At 70.4% G+C, this 17,578-nt stretch carries 17 protein-coding genes; 3 read left to right on the forward strand and 14 right to left on the reverse strand.

Annotated elements, in window-relative coordinates; translation table 11 throughout:
• Positions 1-64: 64 nt before the first annotated feature.
• Together ACZ31C_RS04735 and ACZ31C_RS04740 are read right to left on the reverse strand one after the other, a co-directional pair.
• Complete coding sequence (locus ACZ31C_RS04735; RefSeq protein WP_465794172.1) at positions 65-523, reverse strand: PAS domain-containing protein; 459 nt, start codon at positions 521-523, stop codon at positions 65-67.
• A 166-nt stretch (positions 524-689) separates the two neighbouring features.
• On the reverse strand, positions 690-1,430 hold the full coding sequence (locus tag ACZ31C_RS04740) for a hypothetical protein (protein ID WP_350698041.1): 741 nt from the start codon (positions 1,428-1,430) through the stop codon (positions 690-692).
• Positions 1,431-1,593: 163 nt separating this feature from the next.
• On the opposite strand from ACZ31C_RS04740, the gene ACZ31C_RS04745 reads away from it, so the two are divergent.
• Complete coding sequence (locus ACZ31C_RS04745; protein ID WP_396743575.1) at positions 1,594-2,793, forward strand: arginine deiminase; 1,200 nt, start codon at positions 1,594-1,596, stop codon at positions 2,791-2,793.
• 65 nt (positions 2,794-2,858) lie between these two features.
• Here ACZ31C_RS04745 and ACZ31C_RS04750 read toward each other — a convergent pair whose 3' ends face one another.
• From ACZ31C_RS04750 to ACZ31C_RS04805, 12 genes are all read right to left on the reverse strand, one after another.
• Positions 2,859-3,746, reverse strand: coding sequence for a DUF5926 family protein (locus ACZ31C_RS04750; RefSeq protein ID WP_465794173.1), 888 nt, complete (start codon positions 3,744-3,746; stop codon positions 2,859-2,861).
• Positions 3,747-3,805: 59 nt separating this feature from the next.
• Positions 3,806-4,219: an ATP-binding protein gene (locus ACZ31C_RS04755; protein WP_465794174.1), complete on the reverse strand. Its 414-nt coding sequence runs from the start codon at positions 4,217-4,219 to the stop codon at positions 3,806-3,808.
• Positions 4,220-4,287: 68 nt separating this feature from the next.
• Positions 4,288-5,745: a PAS domain-containing sensor histidine kinase gene (locus tag ACZ31C_RS04760; protein WP_465794175.1), complete on the reverse strand. Its 1,458-nt coding sequence runs from the start codon at positions 5,743-5,745 to the stop codon at positions 4,288-4,290.
• Between the two features lie 51 nt (positions 5,746-5,796).
• Positions 5,797-6,588: a glycerophosphodiester phosphodiesterase gene (locus tag ACZ31C_RS04765; protein ID WP_465794176.1), complete on the reverse strand. Its 792-nt coding sequence runs from the start codon at positions 6,586-6,588 to the stop codon at positions 5,797-5,799.
• 5 nt (positions 6,589-6,593) lie between these two features.
• Positions 6,594-6,929 (reverse strand): rhodanese-like domain-containing protein, encoded by a 336-nt coding sequence (locus ACZ31C_RS04770; RefSeq protein WP_350698047.1) that lies wholly within the window; start codon positions 6,927-6,929, stop codon positions 6,594-6,596.
• Between the two features lie 48 nt (positions 6,930-6,977).
• The gene (locus tag ACZ31C_RS04775) at positions 6,978-7,919 is read right to left on the reverse strand and encodes an LCP family protein (protein ID WP_465794177.1); all 942 of its coding nucleotides are present in this window, start codon (positions 7,917-7,919) and stop codon (positions 6,978-6,980) included.
• A 190-nt stretch (positions 7,920-8,109) separates the two neighbouring features.
• Entirely contained in the window at positions 8,110-9,297 is a 1,188-nt protein-coding gene (locus ACZ31C_RS04780; RefSeq protein WP_465794178.1) for an LCP family protein, read from the reverse strand.
• Positions 9,298-9,532: 235 nt separating this feature from the next.
• Positions 9,533-10,753, reverse strand: a complete 1,221-nt coding sequence (locus tag ACZ31C_RS04785; RefSeq protein WP_465794179.1) for an LCP family protein — start codon at positions 10,751-10,753, stop codon at positions 9,533-9,535.
• Positions 10,754-10,821: 68 nt separating this feature from the next.
• Positions 10,822-11,796, reverse strand: a complete 975-nt coding sequence (locus ACZ31C_RS04790; RefSeq protein ID WP_396743554.1) for an NAD-dependent epimerase/dehydratase family protein — start codon at positions 11,794-11,796, stop codon at positions 10,822-10,824.
• A 165-nt stretch (positions 11,797-11,961) separates the two neighbouring features.
• On the reverse strand, positions 11,962-13,629 hold the full coding sequence (locus tag ACZ31C_RS04795) for a solute symporter family protein (protein WP_465794365.1): 1,668 nt from the start codon (positions 13,627-13,629) through the stop codon (positions 11,962-11,964).
• Between the two features lie 5 nt (positions 13,630-13,634).
• Positions 13,635-13,988, reverse strand: a complete 354-nt coding sequence (locus tag ACZ31C_RS04800) for a DUF485 domain-containing protein (protein ID WP_465794180.1) — start codon at positions 13,986-13,988, stop codon at positions 13,635-13,637.
• Between the two features lie 192 nt (positions 13,989-14,180).
• The gene (locus ACZ31C_RS04805) at positions 14,181-14,948 is read right to left on the reverse strand and encodes a flavin reductase family protein (protein ID WP_465794366.1); all 768 of its coding nucleotides are present in this window, start codon (positions 14,946-14,948) and stop codon (positions 14,181-14,183) included.
• A 766-nt stretch (positions 14,949-15,714) separates the two neighbouring features.
• Between ACZ31C_RS04805 and ACZ31C_RS04810 the strand changes: the two genes are divergently transcribed.
• Positions 15,715-16,515, forward strand: coding sequence for a helix-turn-helix domain-containing protein (locus ACZ31C_RS04810; protein WP_465794181.1), 801 nt, complete (start codon positions 15,715-15,717; stop codon positions 16,513-16,515).
• The gene (locus ACZ31C_RS04815) at positions 16,512-16,718 is read left to right on the forward strand and encodes a DUF397 domain-containing protein (protein ID WP_465794182.1); all 207 of its coding nucleotides are present in this window, start codon (positions 16,512-16,514) and stop codon (positions 16,716-16,718) included. Before ACZ31C_RS04810 ends, ACZ31C_RS04815 begins: the two co-directional genes overlap by 4 nt.
• The last annotated feature ends 860 nt before the right edge of the window (positions 16,719-17,578 follow it).

The following is a 17,578-nucleotide window of genomic DNA, read 5'->3' on the forward strand; positions in this document are numbered from 1 at the left end:
GCCGAGCCAATGGTAGGAGGATCCGCCGCCGACGTGAAGGTCCGCCGGGTACGCGGTGCCCGGGTCAGAGCTCGGAGAAGAAGGTGAGCGAGCCGGCGACGGCCCCGTCGGCGAGCACCGGCGTGGAGATGGCGTCGACGGTCGCGTCGGAGACACCCTCGGTGGTTGCCATGATCCGTAACAGGCCACGGGCCATCCGGCCGGAGGCGAGCGCCAGCAGCGGCGGGATCTTGTCGATGTCCGGCTCGGCCAACTCGCCCCGGTACGCGGTGAAGTCGAGCAGCCGCAGGCCGCCGTCGAGCAGCGGCAGTCCGATGACGTCCTCGGGGTTGCCGAGGCCGAGCAGATCACAACCGGCGGCGGAGACGGCCACCACGCGGCTCTCGGCGTCGATCAGCAGGCAGGGTTCGTCGGCACTGGACACAGTGGCCGCCCACCGGCCGATGTTGTCGTACCCCAGCTCTGTCGGTGTTCCCGGGTCGGGCACGAACACTTCCGAGAGCGAGAGTTCGACGTGGGCCACCGCGCCTCCTATGCACACCGACGGAACGTCCACGCTAGCCGGTCGTCTCGGCCCCCGCTGACCGCGTTGGTATCCACGCCATCGGTGCTGATCGCTGCCGGTCTGCGACGGCGCGGCCGGCCGGTGCGGAGTGCAGGGGCCCGGCCGCGTGGCGTCGCCGCAGACGTTACCGCCGGGTGGCCGGCTTGTCAGCGGCCATTCGGCCGTCCTCATACCACCGGTAGTCGGCTGCTGGCGGATAGCCGCCGCTCATCCACGTCCCGGGGTGCTGCGCGACCCGGGAGAGCTTCTCGGCGGTGGCCGGGCTGATCCGGTTGCCACCGGCGACGAGCATCCGGTCGAGCTCCCGGTGGGTGGCCATCAGACAGTCCTTGGGCAGGCCGTAGACGCTGATGACGCCGGAGCCCACGAAGGTGAGCACTGGCGTCACCGGGATCGGATGGCCGACCGCGCTGGTCAGTGCCTTGCTGGCGCGCCGGGCGTCGCGGCGGGCCTCGGCCACGTACGGCGGGCGCTTGCCGTTGATCTGCACCACGTCACCGGCGACCAGGACGCGGGCCCGGCCGTGGTCGGCGATGGTGACGGCGAAGAGTCCGCTCGGGCCGATGGCGAGGAACCCGGCCCGGTTGTCGTCGCTCTCGTCGAGCAGGGCGTCCGCGGCGTCCGTGCGCGGCCAGTCGATCACGTGCCACGCGGGCCCGAGATGGTCGAGTTGACCGAGCGCGCGGGCACCGGCGGCCTCCAGCCGACGAGCGCCCCGCTCGGCGCGACGTCGGCGGGCCCACTCCAAGGGCGACGGACGCGGGGCCGCGACCACCCCCGGCGCCTCGACCCGAGGGTGTGGCACCGCCGCTTGCGGCAGCGCCCGGGCGGACGGTACGGCTCGACGAGCGGGGAAGACAGTCATCGCGACCTCCGGCAAAAGGTCCCTCGAAGTTACTTTCTCACTACCCTACGTTGCGGGTCCCGGTAGTCGGCAAGCCGGAACGCCGGAATGACTGTGGATGAATGCCATATTCACCCACAGCTGTTTTATCGGATGCCGCCAAACCCTGCCCTAGGCTTCGGGTGTGACCCACTACGTGGACAGTGAGGTCGGTCGGCTCGGCACCGTGCTGCTGCACCGGCCGGGGCCGGAACTCGCCCGCCTGACCCCGCGCAACAACGACTCCCTGCTGTTCGACGCCATCCCCTGGGTGGGTCGTGCGCAGGAGGAGCACGACGCCTTCGCCGCCGCGCTGCGCGAGCGCGATGTCGAGGTGCTCTATCTCACCGATCTGCTCACCGAGACCCTGGCCGTGGCGGAGGCCCGCGCCGAACTGACCGAACAGGTCCTCGCCTCGCCCCGGCTCGGCGACACCCTGCGCGCCCGGGTCGCCGCGCACCTGACCTACCTCGACCCGGCCGCGCTCGCCGGCGTCCTCGTCGCCGGCCTCGCCCACGAGGAGCTACGGCTCGGCGGTGACCGGCGCGGTGGCCTGGTCTACACGCTGATGGACCGGCACGACTTCGTCATCGCGCCCCTGCCGAACCTGTTGTTCACCCGCGACTCGTCACTGTGGATCGGCGGGCGGGTCGGCGTGACCAGCCTGGCGATGCCCGCCCGCCGGCGGGAGACCACCCTGACCGACGCGATCTACCGGCACCATCCGCGCTTCGCCGGCACCGAGTACGTCTACCGGCCCGACCTGGAGCACCTCGAAGGCGGCGACGTGCTGCTGCTCGCTCCCGGGGTGCTCGCCGTCGGGGTGGGCGAGCGGACCACCCCGGCCGGTGCCGAGCGGCTGGCCCGGCAGGTCTTCGCGGCCGGGCTGGCGCACACCATCCTGGTGGTGCCGATCGCCCAGGAGCGGGCCACCATGCACCTCGACACGGTCTGCACCATGGTCGACGTCGACGCGGTGCTGATGTATCCCAACGTCGCGCACTCGCTGTCGGCGTACACGGTGATCGCCGGGACGGACGGCGACGACCCACGGGTGGACGGCCCGGCGCCGTTCCTGCGGGCCGCCGCCGACGCGATGGACCTCGACCAGCTCCGGGTGATCGACACCGGGCTCGACCCGGTGACCGCCGAGCGGGAGCAGTGGGACGACGGCAACAACACGCTGGCGCTCGCGCCCCGGCTCTGCGTCGGCTACGAACGCAACGTGGAGACCAACGCCCAGCTCGAACGGGCCGGGATCGAACTCATCCCGATCGCCGGCTCCGAGCTGGGGTCGGGTCGGGGCGGCCCGCGCTGCATGTCGTGCCCACTGCTGCGCGAGTAAGGAGGGGTCCCCTTCTAACGTCTCCGGTAGAGCAGGGGTCCCTTCCTAACACCAGAAGCGCACGCTCAGCGCAGCGTGAGCTGGCGACCCAGCAGGCCCTGACGGGACCGGCGGGCGGCGGCGTCGAGCGGCTCGGTCTCCGTCAACGCCTCGGCGTACCGCTTGGCGAAGTCGGCGACCGGTGCCTCCCACTCGGCGGCCGGGGTCTGCTCGGGCAGATCCCAGACCGGCACCAGCCGGCCGTGGGCACGGAACATGCCGGCGAACTTGGTCCCCTCGCCGAGAGTCAGCGAGCCGGCCGCACCCAGCCGGGCCAACGCGTCCAGCGCGGCCTCCTCGGCCTCGGGCAGGACCCAGCGCACGTGCGCCTTCTCCGGCACCTGGCACCAGTACGCCGACCGCGCCGCCGCCAGCCCCACGGTCGGGTAGATCGCCGCGTTGGCCCGTTCCAGGGACGCCTGCACGGTCGGGTCGTCGACGGCCTCGGGGACCAGCCAGAAGTCGAAGCTCTCGTGCAGGGTGACTGTCAACGGGCCGTCGACCAGGATGTCCTGGAGCCGTGGCCCGGGGCCGGGCAGCGGCGGCACCTGGACCGGGGCACCCGGCTCGGTACGCAGCGCGCAGAGCAGCGACTCGGCCAGGTCTCGGGATACGTCACCGGACTGCTGGTGTCGCTGGAGCCCGACGAACACCTGCCCGTCGGCGCGACTCATCGCGGGGGCGGCCATCGGCAGCACGGTGGCCAGCGTCACCGGCCGGTCGCCGTACTCCTCGACCAGCTCGGGGGTGAGCCGCAGCGGTGCGGAGGCGGCGGGCACGAGTTCCCGCAGCGCGATCCACTCCGGCTCGTCGGTCAGCCCTTCGAAGGGCCGGGGGACGAAGACGTCCCGCACCTTCTCCCGCTTCGGGTTCGTCGGCGCGGCGGCCCGCTGGTTCTTTCGACGCTTGCTCACGGCGACACAGCCTAGAGGCCCGGACGCGATGCCGGGGGCCGGACCCGCCCTGCGCGGGCTCAGCCGGCGACGAGCAGGTCCGGTCGTTCGGGGACCGCGTCGAAATCAGCCCAGACGCTCTGCCCCAGACCGTCCCGTTCGACCCCCCAGCGGCTCGCCAGGCCGGAGACGATGTGCAGGCCCCGGCCGTCGGCCGCGTCGATGTCCGCCGGACGGATCCGGGGCGTACCGGTTGCGCCGCCGTCGGTGACCCGCAGCCGGACGTGCGCCCCGTCGTCGGTCGTCATCAACCGCCAGGCCACCCGGACCACTCCGCCCGGCAGCGGGTCCGCGTGCCGGACGGCGTTGCCGACCAGCTCGGCCAGGACCGCGACGAGATCCGCGAGCACCACCGGGGACACGACCTCGGCCAGCTCGGCGGCGAGGCGGTGCCGGGCGGCGCGCGCACCGCTGGCGTGGTGCGGTACGACCACACACCACGCTCGTTCGACCGCTCCCGTCGACACGTCCCGCCCCTCTTCCGCCCCGGTGACCCCCACGATCACCTACGGGGCAGCCGCACCTCTGCGACCGTACCTCCACCAGTTCTCGGCCGGAGGAATACCCATCCATTCTGCTGTTCAACGATCCGGCGGACGAGATAGAGGCCGAGTCCGGTGCCCGGATAGCGACGATTGTCACCCGAGTCGCCCTGCCAGAACCGGTCGAAGGCCCGTTCGACGTGCTCAGGGCGTACGCCGATGCCCCGGTCGCTGACCCGGACGCAGACGGTCGGCCCGTCCGAGGCCGCGCTCACCTCGATCGGCGAGCCGGGTGGGGAGTACTTGCCGGCGTTGGTGACCAGCTCGGTCAGCACGGTGACCAGGCTCTGCCGACGCCCGATCGCCCGGGGCAGGTCGGCCGGGAACTGGAGGGTGGACCGACGACGCAGCTCACCGGGCAGGTTGGCGACCGCCCCGCGCAGCGTCTCGCCGAGGTCGAACGGCACCGCCGGCCCGTCGTCCGGCCAGGCCTCGGCGGCGGAGGAGAGCAGCCGGTCGAGCAGCCGGGCCAGCTCGTTGGCGCGCTGGCCGATGACCTGCGCGGCCTGGCGTCGATCGGCGTCGCTGAGCGACTCCCAGTGGTCGTTGAGCGTGTCGGCGTACCCCTTGATCACGGTCACCGGCGTGCGCAGCTCGTGACTGGTCACCGCGACGAAGAGGTCCCGCTCGTGGTCGTGCCGTTGCTGGTCGGTGATGTCCCGGAAGGTGACCACCCGCAGCGCGCCCGGACCGGGCAGCTCACCCGAGGTGACCCGCAGCCAGCGTCCGTCCGGCAGACGGTGGTCGAGGACCTGCCCGGACGGGGGCACCGGGAAGGGCAGCGGCTTGTTGATCGCCTCGGCTGCGGACCGGCCGGTGACGTCGGCGGCGGCCGGGTTCCAGAGGCGTACGTGGGCGTCCCGGTCGACGACCGCCAGCCCGTCGGCGAGAGCCGCCACCACCGGGCCGTCGCCGTGCACCGGCAGGCCGCTCTGGTCGCCGTACATGTGCGCGATGCAGGCGCCCAGGAATCCGACCACGCCCCGCTGCTCCGGGCCGGGCTCGTCGTCCCCGGCCCGGTACAGGGCCTGGAGGCTGCCGACGGCGTGCCCGCCGATCTCCGCTCGGGAGGCGACCATCCGGCGCAGGCCGCGATCGGTCAGCTCGTCGGCGAGCTGGCTGCCGAGCCGGTCGGTGCGTACGCACTGCACGCGGGGGCCGGCGAGCAGGCAGGCGGTGATCGGGTCGCTGGGTGGCAGGGGACGCCCGATGGTCCACTCGGCGGCACCGGTGGCGGCGATCACCCGTCCGCCGCTGGGAGCGAACTCGACGAAGGCCATGCCGGCGGCACCGAGTGCCGGTTGCGCCACCCGCAGTAGCTGGGTCAGTACCGGAAGGCCCGCGTCCCCCGAGTTGATCATCTCGATGACGACGGTGTGCCCGGCGATGAGAGCCGAGTAATCGGTACGGTCCGTCATGTCCCCGAGTGTGCACCTCCGTTCACCTTCTTCGGCACCCCCGACGGTCGGTTATCCCCTCAACCGGGCCAGCGTCTGCGCCGGGCGGTCGGTGATCACGCCGTCCACCTGGGCGGCGAGCACGAGATCCAGGTCCGCCGGCTCGTTGACGGTCCAGACGTAGACCTGGTTGCCGGCGGCCCGCAGCGACGGCACCAGCGCCGGGCGGGCCCGGACCAGGCCGATCCCGGGACCGGCGATGCCGACACCGAACGGCAGCCGGCCCAGGCGCAGCCAGCGGGGCAGCACCTCCAGCAGCAGTACGGTCGGCAGCGCCGGGGCCAACGCCCGCGTCCGGCGTACGGCCAGCGGGGAGAAGGACATCACCGTCACGCGTACCGGGTCGTCGGGGCGCGGTTCGGTCAGGCCGTACCGGCGCAGCAGGGCGACCAGCCGGCGTTCCACGTCGCCGCCGTAGCGGGACGGGTGTTTGGTCTCCACCAGCAGCCGCACCGGCCGCCCGGCGGCGAGGACCGCCTCCAGCAGCCGTTCGAGGGTCAGCAGCCGGGTCCGCGAGTCGTCGAGCACCTCGTCCCCGTCGGCCGGTACGCAGCCCGGGTGCCAGGAGCCGAAGTCCAGCTCCTCCAGCTCGGCCAGGGTACGGGCGCTGACCAGGCCGCGACCGTTGCTGGTGCGGTTCAGTCGGCGGTCGTGCACGCAGACGAGGTGGCCGTCGCGGGTCAGCCGGACGTCGCACTCCAGCCCGTCGACGCCCTCGTCGAGCGCGCGCAGGTAGGCGGCGAGGGTGTGCTCCGGCAGGTCGTACGACGCGCCACGGTGCGCGAAGACGAGCGGGGTGTGCACGGCCGTTAGAGGACCCGGCCCGGTTGGCCGTTCGAGTCGACCACCGGTCGTCCGGCCGCCTCCCAGTCGCCCATCCCGCCCTCGACGTTGCGTACCTGGTCCCAGCCGTTGTGCATGAGGTAGGCGACCACCTGGGCGGACCGTCCGCCGGAGCGGCAGATGACCGCGACGTCCCGGTCGTCGGGCACCTCGGCGATGCGCGCCGGCAGTTCCATCATCGGCAGGTGGTGTGCGGTGGGTGCGTGACCCGCCTCCCACTCGTCGTCCTCCCGGACGTCGAGCAGGTAGGTCTCGTCGTTGATCTCGGGCACCGTCATGGTGGGTACGTGGGATCCGAACACGGCTACCAAGCCTAGAGGGCCGTCGGGGCGATCGCGTAGGCCGGCGGGTCAGAGCCGGGTGACCCAGTGCGGATGGGCACCCGCCCACTGCGGCATCCGGGTGCCCCGGACCGCCTCGAACAGTCCCTCCCCGCCGTTGTCGAGCACGACGTAGGAGACCTGGTCGATGGTCTGCGGATAGGACGGCACCTGGACGCCGCGCAGCGCGTCGGTGGAAAGGCCGCGCAGCGCCAGCAACAGGTCCTCCACGGGTACGCCGTTGGTGTCCACGGTCAGCGAGCCGCCGACGGCCTGGACGAGCCGGTGCAACTGGACCGGGTTCTCGCGGAGCCGGGTCTCCCCCGCCCGTTGCAGCATCGCCCCCAGCAGCTGCTGCTGGTGGGTCTGCCGGTCGTAGTCGCCGCCGGGCAGGTCGTAGCGCTGGCGGACGTAGTCCAGCGCCTGGGCGCCGTCCATCCGCTGGCAGCCGGGCGAGAAGACCCGGTCGGTGTGGATCGAGCGCACCTCGGTACGTACGCACATGGTCACCCCGCCGAGCAGGTCGATGACGCTGCGCAGACCGGCGAAGTCGACCAGGGCGGCGCCGTCGAAGCGGACGCCGGTGAGTCGGGTCAGGGTGGCCGAGAGCAGCCGGGCACCGGCCTCACCGCCGCCGCCGTACTCGTACGCGGCGTTGACCTTGTCCTCCCCGCCCAGGTAGCCGGACCCGGGCGGGATGTCGACCAGCAGGTCACGCGGTACGGAGACCAGGTAGCCCTCGCGCAGTCCGGCCGGTACGTGCACCATCAAGATGGTGTCGGTGCGCTGTTCCGGGCCGGTGTCGTCGGGGCGGCGGTCCGAGCCGACGAGCAGGTAGTTAAGCGGGCCATGCCGGTCGGTGCGGTCGGCGCGGGCGCTCGGGTCGAGCAGTTCGGCCCGGGTCATGGTGCGCTCATACCGGTCGGCGAGCACCCGGAGGCCGACCACGGCGACCGTGGCCAGCAGCACCACCGCCAGCCCGATCCCCAGCAGTACGCGTGGCCAACGCGGGTGCCCGTACTCTCCGCCCGCTGCCCGTGGTCCGCCGTCGCGTGCCCTCCTGACCGTGACGTCCTCCCCGTCCGTCTGACATGAATCTTCTTCATGTCAGACTACGGACGGTGACGGCGGCGTGACGGCGGTTTCCGGGTACGCCCGCCGGTCACTTCCGGCTGGAGATCACCTCGGGGTTGTAGAAAACGAACTCGGCCAGCTTGTCCTGCTTGACCGCGTGGAACATGTCCAGGGTCTGCTCGCTGAGGGCTTCCCGGCCGCTCTCGTTGCCGTTGAAGGTGCCACCGTTGGTCTTCAGCATGATCAGCTCGTTGCCGGTGACCCCGCGCATGGTGAAGACGAAGTCCTCCACCGACACGCCGCCGGTGTCCAGGATGAACGCCTTACCCGCCGCCTTGATCAGCTCGTTGAGCTTGAGCGGGTTGGTCAGCGTGCCGTTCTGGCTGGCCTTCTTCGCCATCGCCTTGATCAGCTGCTGCTGGTTCTGCTGCCGGTCGTAGTCGCTGTTGGCCAGGCCGTACCGCTGCCGGGAGAAGTCCAGCGCGGCCCAGCCCTCCATCTCCTGGCAGCCCTTCTTGTGCACCACCGGGGTCCGCTGCTTGCCGGTCTTCTTGGCGTCCGCGTTCCACATCACCTTGCCGTCGACGTACGACATGTGGGCCGACTTGACCTCCTGCTTCGGGCAGATACGCACCGAGCCGAGGGCGTCGATGACGTTCTTGAAGCCACCGAAGTTGATGATCGCCGCACCGTCGAAGCCGACGCCGGTCATGCCCTTGATGGTCTGGGCCATCAACTGGGCGCCGCCCTCCCAGCCGCCGCCGTTGCGGGCACCGGCCTGAAACGCTGCGTTGATCTTGTCGGTGCCGCCCGGGAAGTCGGTCTTGGGGAAGGCGGGGATGCGGGCCTCGGTGTCCCGAGGAATCGAGATCAGGTACGCCTGGTCGTGGGTGGCCGGAATGTGCAGCACGATGATGCTGTCCGCGCGTACGTCGTCGGCGGCCCACCGCTCCCGGGCGTCCACGCCCAGCAGCAGCATGTCGATCGGGCCTTCCAGGTTGTTGCCGCCCTCGTCCACCGTCTTGCCTGCCTCGCCGAGCAGATTGCGCTGCGAGATGCTGCCGGTGGCCTGACCGATCACGGCCTTGCTGCCGACGATGGCGAGGCCGCTGGTCATCATCAGCACGGCGCCGAAGACCAGGGTGATCCGGGCCCAGAGAGGGTCCTTCCGCCGGGTGCGCCCCTTCTTGCCGCTCTTGCCGGATTTCTTGCCGGCTGAGGGCGAAGGGTTCGATGCGCCAGGCGGATCGAGCAAGGAGGGGCTCTGAACCGGCATGCGTGCTCCAGCTCGTGAATGTGGGGGGCGGGAACACTTTACGGACGCAATCCCGCCGTGGCGAGTTCGTCTGACGCTCAGTTACCGTTCTCCGCCACGTCATCCTGGGGAAATGGACAAACGGGCAGAACAAAATGGACGATCGACTATTGGCTCCCAGGATTTTCACAGCAGAAGTCGGGCTTCTCGGTCACGCGCGGTGAGCGAGAAGCCCGACTGTCGGCCGGTGGCGTGATCAGCCGTTACCGGCCCGTGACTCCTTGTTCGCCTTGAACCAGTCGGCCATCGTGTCGCCGGACATCGCGCGGTACATGGCCAGGGCGTTCTCCCGGTCGGAGACGACCACCGACTCGCCGTTGATGGTCTGGCTGCCCAGGTGCGGGCTGGTGACGAACGTCAGGTTCTCGCCCCGCAGGTTGCGGAACTGCACCGCCATGTCGGTCAGTGAGAAGCCCTGGTCGACCGTGACCGCGTCGGTGACCGACCGGAGGAACGCGTTGAGCTTCTTCGGGTTGGTCAGCGTGCCGCTGCTCGCCGCCTTGTCCATCAGCGCCCGCAGGAACTCCTGCTGGTGGCGCATCCGGGCGAAGTCGCCGTCCGGGAACTGCTTCCGCTGCCGGATCCAGTCCAGCGCCTCGGTGCCGTTCATCTGGTTGGTGCCCTTGGTGAACTTCCGGTACGGCTTGTGGATCGAGGTGATGGTCCGCTCGACCTCCAGTTCGACGCCGCCGAGCGCGTCGGTGACCTGCTTGAAGCCCCCGAAGTCGATCGCCATGACGTGGTCGATGTGCACATCGGTGAAGCACTCGACGGTGCGTACCGCCAGTGGCAGGCCGCCGAACGCGAACGCCGCATTGATCTTGCGACGCTGGCCGGAGTCGCAGTCGGAGGCGGCGCTCTCCGGGATCGGCACGTACAGGTCGCGGGGGATGGAGACGAGGTACGCCTCCTGGTGGTCGGCGGGGATGTGCATGACGATGATCGTGTCGGCGCGCCACTCACCGGCCTGGTCCATCGGCGCGTCCGGATCCCGCGAATCGGTGCCCACCATCAGGATGTTGAGCGCACCGTCCACCGCCTTCGCCGGCCGTCCGCCGGTGATCTCCGAGAACGGGTCGGTGCGGGCCAGGTTGTTGTCCAGGCTGCGGGCGTAGAACCAGGCGCCGACGCCGCCGAGCAGCGCCAGCACCAACACCACGACGCCGGTCAGCAGGGCGATCCGGCCCCACCGCGGGCGGCGGCCACGAGGCGGCGGCGGACCGCCGGGCCCGCCCGGCCCCACCGGGCCACGCGGACCGCCCGGCCCACCGGGTGCCTCGTCGTACGCCGGGAACCGGCTGGTCTCGTTCGCTCGGGCAGCGCGTCCGCCCCGGCCCGAGCCGGCCGGTACCGCCGCGCGCCCGGCGCTGCGGTGCAGGTGGAGGGCCGGCAGTGCGGCGGAGTTGGTGGCTGACATGTAACTCAGGGTACGCAGGCCTCGCCACTGTCGCCCGTCGTGAAACCCGGCCGGTGCCGGCCCCGGTGCTACCCGATCCGCTCGCGGAAGTAGTCGATCGTGCGTCGCAGGCCGACTTCGGGCGCGACGGAGGGCTCGTACCCGAGGACCTCGCGGGCGAGGGTCAGATCGGGACGGCGCATCTCCGGATCGTCGGCACTGCGCGTGACGTAGGTCACCTCGGACTTGCTCTCGCAGAGCGACACGATCGTCTCGGCCAGTTGCCGCATGCTCATCTCGTGCTCGGTGCCGCAGTTGACCGGTCCACTCTCGGTCGAGTCGAGCAGCAGCAGGATGCCCCGGACGAGGTCCGCCACGTAGCAGATCGAGCGGGTCTGGTTGCCGGTGCCGTGCACGGTGATCGACTCACCGCGCAGCGCCTGGGAGATGAAGGTCGGGATGGCCCGCCCGTCGTCCGGCCGCATCCTCGGACCGTACGTGTTGAAGATCCGCACGATCGCGGTGTCCACGCCCCGACTGCGCCGGTACGCCATCGTCGCGGCCTCGGAGAAGCGCTTGGCCTCGTCGTACACGCTGCGAATGCCGATCGGGTTGACGTTGCCCCAGTACGTCTCCCGCTGCGGGTGCTCCTTCGGGTCGCCGTACGCCTCGGAGGTCGAGGCCAGCAGGAACCGGGCACCGTCGGCGGCGGCACGCTCCAGCAGGTGCAGGGTGGCGACCGAGCCCACCCGCAGGATCTCCACCGGCAGCTTCTCGAAGTCCGTCGGGCTCGCCGGGGACGCCATGTGCAGGATCGCGTCGAACCGCTCGGCGAGCGCGGGGTGATCCGGCAGCCCGTCGGAGATGTCCGCCTCCACCAGAGTGAAGGACGGTTCGTCGAGCAGATGGGCGACGTTCTCCTTCGACCCGGTGACGAAGTTGTCCAGTGCGACCACCGTGCACCCGCGACCGATCAGGGAATCCACCAGGTGCGACGGGACGAAACCGGCACCGCCGGTGACCAGGATGCGGTGACCGGGACCAAAACGCTGCTCAACCTTCACGCCGACCAGAGTAAGGCCTGTTTCATGAGGGCGGTCGAGCCTGCCGCAGGCCGACCGGAGTGAAGGAGGGGTCCCCTGCTAACGCCTCGCGTAGTACAGGGGACCCCTACTAACACTCGGCGGGCACTGCGCGCCGATCGACGCTCAGTGCCCGCCGGTGGGTCGTCAGTGCGCGCCGGCGCCGGTCAGCGAACGCACCTCCAGTTCGGCGTACTTGTCCTCGTCGCTCTCTTTGGAGACGAGGGTGCCGATCCAGCCGCAGAGGAAGCCGAACGGGATCGACAGGATGCCCGGGTTGGACAGCGGGAACCACTGCCAGTCGTGGTCCGGGAACATCGCCGTCGGTGCTCCGGAGACCACCGGCGAGAAGAACACCAGCAGTACGGCCGCCAGCAGACCGCCGTAGATCGCCCACACCGCGCCCGAGGTGTTGAACCGCTTCCAGAACAGGCTGTAGAGGATCGCCGGCAGGTTGCCGGAGGCGGCGACCGCGAATGCCAGTGCCACCAGGAACGCCACGTTCAGGTTCTGCGCGAAGATCGACAGGGCGATGGCGGCCGCGCCGATCACCAACGCGGAGATCCGGGCGACGCGTACCTCCTGGCGCTCTGAGGTGTTGCCCCGCTTGATGACGTTGGCGTAGAAGTCGTGCGCCAGGCTGGACGACGACGCCAGGGTCAACCCGGCGACCACCGCGAGGATGGTGGCGAAGGCGACCGCCGCGATGATCGCCAGCATCGCCGCCCCGCCCAGATCGCCGCCGAAGAAGTCGATCCCGAGCGCCTCGGCGAGCTGTGGTGCGGCGGTGTTGCCGGCCGCGTCCTGTTCCCGGATGGCGTCACCACCCACCAGCGCCGCCGCACCGAAGCCGAGGGCCAGGGTGAGCAGGTAGAACGAGCCGATGATGCCGATCGCCCAGAGCACGCTCTTGCGGGCCGCCTTGGCCGTCGGCACGGTGTAGAAGCGGATCAGGATGTGTGGCAGGCCGGCGGTGCCGAGCACCAGGGCGATGCCGAGGGAGAGCAGGTCGACCTTGTTGTAGAAGGTCTGTGTCGCGTTGCCGGCTACCTCGACGCCGTACCGCAGCCCGGGTTCCAGGAACGCGCTGCCGTGGCCGGAGCTCGCCGCCGCGTCACCCAGCAGGGACGACAGGTTGAACTTGTACTTCGCCAGCACCAGCAGGGTCATCAGCAGCGCGCCGCCCATCAGCAGGAACGCCTTGACGATCTGTACGTAGGTGGTGCCCTTCATGCCACCCACGGTGACGTAGATGATCATGAGGGCGCCGACCAGGATGATGGTCGCCACCTTGGCGGTGCTGGCGTCCATGCCCAGGAAGGTGGTGCCGGGGCGGATGCCGAGCAGCAGGGCGACCAGGGCGCCCGCACCGACCATCTGGGCCAGCAGATAGAAGATCGACACGGTGATGGTGGAAACCGCCGCCGCGGTACGCACCGGACGCTGCCGCATCCGGAAGGCCAGTACGTCGGCCATCGTGTACCGGCCGGAGTTCCGCAGCAGCTCCGCGACCAGCAGCAGGGCCACCAGCCAGGCCACCAGGAAGCCGATCGAATAGAGGAAGCCGTCGTAGCCGTAGAGGGCGATGATGCCGGCGATGCCCAGGAAGGACGCGGCGGACATGTAGTCGCCGCCGATCGCCATGCCGTTCTGGAAGCCGGAGAACGACCGGCCGCCCGCGTAGAAGTCGGTGGCGGTCTTGGTCTGCCGGCTGGCCCAGATCGTGATGCCCAGGGTGGCGGCCACGAAGGCCAGGAAGAGCACGATGGTCAGGTTCCGGGCCGTCGTGTTGCCCGCCTCGACCGCGAGGATCATCGTGGTCACGACTCACCTCCGGTCAGCTCTTCACGGATCTTGTCGGCCACCGGGTCGATCTTCCGGTCGGCGTACCGGCTGTAGAGCCAGGCGATGAGGAAGGTGGAGACGAACTGGAGCAGGCCGAAGACCAGCGCCACGTTGATGTTGCTGCCGAACAGGCGCGTGCCCATGAAGTCTCGCGCGTACGCCGAGAGGATCACGTAGAGCGAGTACCACAGGAAGAACGCGATGGTCATCGGGAAGACGAATCCGCGCAGCGCGCGGCGCAGTCCGGCGAATTCGTCCGACCGTTGGACCGCGAGGTACCGCTCGGGCGTCGAATCGGTCGGCGCGGTCGCGGGTGTGTCCGTGGACATCTTGTGGATCACCACCTTCACAGGCGTCAGGAGTTTCGCGCACGGTAAGAAGCGCACTCCCCGCCGGAAAAGGCTGAGATCGGTGTCGGTCGACGGCTGCGCCGAACGGCAGCATCGCTGCGCCGAGTGACCCAGCTCACTCCGTTGAGCGGTAGGTGAAGTCCGTCCAGATTCGTCCGCCGCCGGCTGCGGTCAGCCCAGTTCGCGGTAGCGACCCCGGTGGTGCAGCAGCGGCGCGATGTCGTCGCCGAACTCCACCTGCTCGACCGTCGCCTCGACGAGCAGGCTCCAGCCGTACTCCCGTGCGCTGTCGAGTCGGCATCCCGCCCACCCGCCGGCGTCGGCGGGCACCGGCCCGTAGGGCGTCTCGGTCCAGTCGCCGGTGGCGAACAGGCCACCCGGCGACGGGAAGAGGCCGGCGAACCGGTCGGCGAGCTGCCGATGCGGTGGGCCGAGCGGCGCGACCGCGAACCGACCGGCCTCCTCGACCGCCGCCCACAGGTCGGACTCGGCGTCGATCAGGCCGAGCAGTCGGTCCGGCTCGCCCTCGGCCGCCAGCGTGGAGGAGACGGTCAGCCCGGCCGGCCCGGGTGCGGTCCAGAGCGTCACCGGTGCGGCGAGCCGACCCCGGAAGCGGCGTACGGGCGAACGGTCGCTCGCTGGCACGGCGAACGGGTCGGTGTGGTGGATCTGGGCACCCGGCTGATGATTCACGTGAAACATTGTGACCCGCCCGGCCGGTTCACGGGCCCGTGCCCAGGTCAGGAACCGGTCGTGCAGGTCGGTGTGGTGAAGCTGCCCGTTGAGCTGGCTGAGCTGGGCGTGGGCTTCCGTCATCAGCAGTCCGAGATACACCAGGAGCGCGATCCGATCCTCGCGGTACTCGACCAGCAGCGAGAGGCGGGCAGGCTGGCAGGGCCAGTGCGCCCCGCACGCTCGACAGCGCCAGAGTGGTCGCATCGGCAGGTGCGGCACGAAGCGGCTCACGATCGAGCCGACCGTCCGTGCCAGGCTGGCCTCTCCGGCGCGGCAGATGCCAGGGTCACCAGCGGCCCCCGTTCGCCCGCCACTTCTGCGCGAGAGTGAGCCAGCCGCCTCGGCCGGGCCGGGGCTCGGCGATCGTCGGCCAGGCAGCCCAGTTCGGAAGCGGATACGCCGAACGTTCGCGCGCCGAAGGGCTGACGTACGGGCATGGCTCGGGTCGCCGTCGGCTGGCACCCGTGTGTGCCTCGGGTGTCGAGCGGTCGGTGTGCGGGCTGGCCCCGGGCGTCGAAGGCGGCGATGTCCCCGGCGCGACCGGGCCCTCGGCCCGGATACGCACGCGTAGGTGGGCCAGCCTTCTCGGGTCGGCGGTGCGGGTCACGGCCAGTTGCGCCGGGGTGCTGCGGGCGAACCAGCCGACTGGCCGCCAGCACCGCCATCCCGACGGGGTACGGCGCGACGGGACGACTTCCGGGTTCGCTCTCGATGGCGACGAGCGGCGGTACGCCCGCAGCGCGACGTTCCGACACCTGTGGAACACGTTGTACATGGGGTGACCTCCTTCGCTTCGGGGGTCGCCCCGGCCGGGGGAATGACCGGGGCGACCCGACGCAGGACCGGCCGCCGGGTCGTCGCCTCCACCGGCCGGGCCGCGCGATTCCACCCTGGACTCCGCACTCGTCGCAGGGGAGGATGCCAGCGGTTACTACTCGGCGCGTTCGCGTACTTACCAGATGGGTGAGTGATGAACTTCGAGATGTGGATCAGGGCGTTGAAGGCCGCCCGTGCCGCCGCCAGCGTCTCCCAGGAGGGTCTTGCCACTCTGATCAAGTGGAGCCCGTCGCTGATTGCCGCCATCGAGACCGGCCGCCGCCGACCGACGATGGAATTCGCCGTGGCCTCCGACGAGGCGCTGCAAACCGGTGGCCTACTCGCCGAACTCCTCAAGGAGGCCGACCGGGAACGCGGTCCCTCCTGGTTCGCGGCGTGGCGCGGCTACGAGCAGGAGGCGACCAGGCTGCGCGCCTTCGAGCCCTGTCTGGTGCCGGGCCTGCTCCAGACCGAGGAGTACGCCCGAGCCGTCATCTCGGCCGGAGGGCTACAGCCGCCAGCGATGGTGGACGAGTTGGTGGCCGTCCGAATGGAGCGGCAGGAACTGCTGCGCGAGCAGCTCCTGCGGCAGGAGGACCCGACGCAATGCGTCTTCCTGCTCGACGAGACGGCCGTGCGGCGACCCGTCGGCGGTCCGGCAGTGCTCGACGCGCAGCTCGGCCGACTGTTGGAGGAGGCGCAACTGCCGCAGGTCCGTTTGCACATCGTTCCGAACAGCGTCGGTGCACACGTTGGCCTTGGTGGCGGATTCGTGCTTGTCGAACTTCCCGACCTCGAGCAGGCGATCTACCTGGAGAATGCCGCTCGCGGACACGTGATCAACGGCCCCGAGACGGTCCGCCTGATGGACCGGAAGTGGGATAGCCTGCTCGGCGAAGCACTGTCCACGAGTACTTCGCTGGACCTGATCCGAAAGCTGAAGGTCACGCCATGAACGCTGCCGAACCCCGTTGGCGCACGTCGACTCGCTCGACCGATTCCGGCGGCAACTGTGTCGAGGTGGCGGACAACCTGCCCGGGGTGGTGCTGGTGCGGGACAGTAAGGATCGTTCCGGCCCGTCGCTCACCTTCGCACCGACCGCCTGGCGATCCTTCCTCGACCTGGCCCGAGAGGCATCGACCCCCGCTGCCTGCTGACCGACCCCCTGCCGGGGCGTACGTGCGACATTCCCTGCCGGGGCGTGCGACGCCCCCGGCGCACCGGTCGCGCAACGTGCGACCCACTCGGAGATCACGCTCGATCCGGGATCGAGTGGCCTCGTTGTAGCGCGGTAACCACTCGATCCTGCATCGAGCACGATCGTGCGAGTCGTCGGGTGATCGTGCGCCGCCCGTGTTCGTGCCCGCCCGTGATCCGAGTCGCCCGTGATCATGTGGGGAGTTCTGATCGTGCGGGCCTCCCTTGATCGTGCGGGGAGTCCGTGATCATGTGGGAGCCAGTGATCGTGCGGGCCTCCCGGGTTTGTGCGGGCCTCCCGGGTCTTGCGGGCCTCCCGGGTCTTGCGGGCCTCCCGGGTCTTGCGGGCCTCCCGGGATCGTGCGGGCCTCCCGGGATCGTGCGGGCCTCCCGGGTCGTGCGGGCCGATCTGGTTTGTGCGGGCTGCTTGTGATTGTGCGGGCCGCCCCGGGTCTTGCGGGCCGTGAGCGAGCCTCCCTCGACCTGGCCCGAGAGGCATCGGGCCCCGCAACCCGGCTGATCTCCTGACTGGCGGCGTGTGCGGCGTGCCCAATGCTCGGAAAGATCACGCTCGATCCAGGATTGAGTGGTCTCGTCGTTGCTCGGGAGCCACTCGATCCTGGATCGAGCGTGATCATGCGGGCCGTCCGTGACCATGCGGGCCGTCCGTGACCATGCGGGCCGTCCGTGATCGTGTGGGTGGCCCGTGATCGGGTGGGCCGCCGTGATCGGGTGGGGCCGCCGACAGGCGGCGGCACGGGTGGCCGCGTTATCCACAGGGGCAGCGCGCGGGGCGTGGTGACTGCAATCGTCGATGGCA

The organism is Micromonospora sp. NPDC023869, assembly GCF_055559695.1.